Consider the following 3,165-nt stretch of genomic DNA (forward strand, 5'->3'; position numbering starts at 1 on the left):
CTGCTCTCACTATGTAATTAAATGCAATATTGCGGGGACGGGTTTCATGACCGCCTGTATTGTTAGCAATTGATGTATCAGTTGCGCCACCTGTAACATCCCTACCGAGCGGATACTGGTATCCGTCTAGAGGTCCTTGATAATTAGAAAGGTATTTTCTTCTCTCATTCCCTTGAGAAAGTTGTATTCTTTTTGTGTTGTCAGTCTGTGCGCTTAAAATAATACGACCACTATCAACACCTCGACTATCATCCCAACCACGAATAAATTCTCCGCGCAGGTCAGGTAATTTTCCTGTAGGATACGCTGCCGCTAATTGAGGGTAAGCTGTTTTATCGAACTCTGCTCCGTTACATTGCAGCCACCCGGCTGGTGGTATAACTGTCGGCCAGGGAACAGGAACACCTACAGGAATATTATTAACTGCATCGATTAGATTATTAACTTCTGCCTTGGTATATACACCTATATCCTCAGCCTCTAGATTAATGTCAGTAGACAATGTTTTCCCATTCACCTTTCGGCTATTTGGCACTCTATCATTAATATTTTCACGCAATGAATTTATTATTTCCTGGGCTAGCTTTTGAGTAACAGCCAATGTATCACTATTACCCACTACATCTGTAAGCTGAACAATACCTTTCTGTGTTAATGAGGCATTTGGTACTTCCGATGTAATTTTTTGTTCTAACGCTCTGTTCAATTGAGCGGTGAGTTTAATTATATCACCATCATCCAGAATATTATCGTTAGATTGTGTAGCGATAAAATCAGCCACTACAGATGATATAATTGATGACTGACGCAAGACTTTATTTAATAAATCAATAGAAATAGTATTGGGTGGGAATCCAGTCAGTAAATCTTTGCTTCCTTCATATTTTTCTTGACTAACTACATTTGCATTATCACTAATAGAAAAAGCCTTAAAATTATTCTTATGACTCATATACTTTCCTCATATTAAATAATGTTATTTTATAATAAACATATTGAATTATTGCACCCCCATCCTACAATGTACTCCAATTAAAGTTTAGCTCATAAAAAAATAACGCGATGTTCTTCTTGCTTAAAAGACTAGCTGTTTTTGTATAATTTCCAGCAATAAATAGTTCAACATTTTTAAATTTAAAATATATCTAAAAATTTATAATTTAACATTTGTAAATTATTTTCTCTTATTTTATTATAGTTACTATTAATGCTAGGCTGTGTCCCTCAATAGATTGAAATAATATAATCATCTGTCTCTCACTTTCCGGTAAATCATGTTATAGCTCATTACGATCTTCCTATAGCCGCAGGATGCAGATAGATCAGAACTTTCGGAATGACAAAATGAATGGTTTGATATCACGCTGAAAATAAAAGATTATATCTGAGATACCAAGCCAACAACCTTAAATCTAGACGGGTTATCTCACGTTTGATATTAGCAGAGAATATCTTGCGACACTCTCCGCTAATTTTAAGGTGAACAGCTCTGGATGCTGTTCTTAATCATCTCGCCAAAACCGACCGAAATATAGTGTCGGTTTATTAACGCTGATTTGTGAAGTTCCCTCAGCGCTTGAGAGCGAGTTTTTCAGAGCAGAAAATGAAAGTCTTACTATTCTGCGCACCAGAGCTTAACATGGCTAAGCTAAGCCTTTTTGTATGGTTAACTCTTAAGTCCCATTTATACCCGTTATCTTTCAAGTTGTCTCTTTGTTGGATGCACTCACTCACCCCAGTCACATAGTTATCTATGCTCCCGGGGATTCTCTCCCTTGCCGTCGCGATGCATCTTGAAATCCATTGGGTATAGATGTAGTTACAAAAGAGGATTCTTATTCGATCCAACCTCCACTTCAATTTCTGCGTTTAAATAACTGGCGAGATTGGTGGCTGTAACTTTATAGTAGTAAATAAGGTTAGGAGGCGGTACCAGTATTTCACTTTTGCCAGGGTAGATCTCTATAGAACTATACAGAGTATAATCTCCGACTAAGGATGCCCAGTAGCTACTCACTTTAACTAGCGCTAAACTAACGTTTTTTATCGTTATATGAGGTTGATGAGCGGGAACTAATATACTGCCATTCTTATAAATATCAAGAGTCTGATTAGGGTTTATATATACTCGTGCCATTTTATTGTTTCCTTATTATTACGGTTATTTGACTGTCTACATAGCAGATGACCTTATCGGTGAAATTTAACTTAGCATTTACTCCGAGCAGTTAAATATTGAACTTTATCAGTGATGTAAAAATAATAAGATAACCTCAAAGCCATATCAGTATTAAATGATTAGTAGGAAGAATGTTTTCCGAAATACATTAAATATCAGAATTAAAATCAGTCAGATTAATTATGAGCTATACATTGGTATAATTTGGTAAATAAAATAATGATGAATATTGTCTAAATAAAATTTCAACATTGTAGATCACTTGAAAGGAGCTCAGTCCGATTTTTGCGATCTGATTAGTCGCCAAATCAAAACAAATCACTAACCAGCTGAGTAATGCTGTCATTACACCAATATCACGAAATAAACGCCGCCAGAACCCCTTGCGCCGCATGCACTTCAACCAATCATTGGATACGTTTATCATGTTTCACCATGCTTTTCGCGGGAAGCCCTTTCCTTTCAGAGGGCGTCAAAATACCAATCCCAAGAAAAAACTCATCAAAAGGTGTCATCCGGCAGGCACAAAGTATTTCAGGGCTGAAATTACTATGACAGGCGCAGTTATACCGCCCTTTATTTGCAAAGCTGATTATCAAATTAAAAGGTAATACTATGATTTATCCACTTTTTATATTTAAAACAGAAGATGGGTTCGACGGTTACTTCCCCGATGTCGAAGGCTGTTTTTTTGCTGGCAACACTTTAGAAGATGCTATCCGTGATGCAGAAAAAGCATTTGGGCAGCACATGGATGTTTTAACCGAACACGGCGGCTATGTCCCTGTCCCTAAAGACTCATCCAATTACATTGGCGATCCTCGTTTGTCTGAGGATGGAGGAGTTATTGCTCTTATCGAGTTAGATCCAGAAAAATATGAGTCAAAAGCCATCAAATTCAATTCTCCGACCCATTGATTAAAAGTCAGCTGCTCTACCGACTGAGCTAACGATCCATCTGGGGGATTTGTTTTAAATGAAGCTTC

The 3,165-nt window shown here is 37.2% G+C and carries 1 protein-coding gene and 2 pseudogenes; 2 read left to right on the top strand and 1 reads right to left on the bottom strand.

From position 1 onward, the window contains the following. Positions 1-952 (bottom strand): tail fiber protein (locus V2H77_RS00960; RefSeq protein WP_341497302.1); only part of this gene is annotated, 952 nt, incomplete at its 3' end. 401 nt (positions 953-1,353) lie between these two features. On the opposite strand from V2H77_RS00960, the pseudogene V2H77_RS00965 reads away from it, so the two are divergent. Both V2H77_RS00965 and V2H77_RS00970 read left to right on the top strand, forming a co-directional pair. Beyond that, positions 1,354-1,549, top strand: a pseudogene (locus V2H77_RS00965) (IS4 family transposase); the annotation flags it as partial. 1,245 nt (positions 1,550-2,794) lie between these two features. Then, positions 2,795-3,082 (top strand): annotated as a pseudogene (locus V2H77_RS00970) (type II toxin-antitoxin system HicB family antitoxin); the annotation flags it as partial. Between the last annotated feature and the right edge of the window lie 83 nt (positions 3,083-3,165).

Origin of the sequence: Photorhabdus sp. P32 (genome assembly GCF_038085095.1) — a bacterium.
GTDB classification, from domain to species: domain Bacteria; phylum Pseudomonadota; class Gammaproteobacteria; order Enterobacterales; family Enterobacteriaceae; genus Photorhabdus; species Photorhabdus luminescens.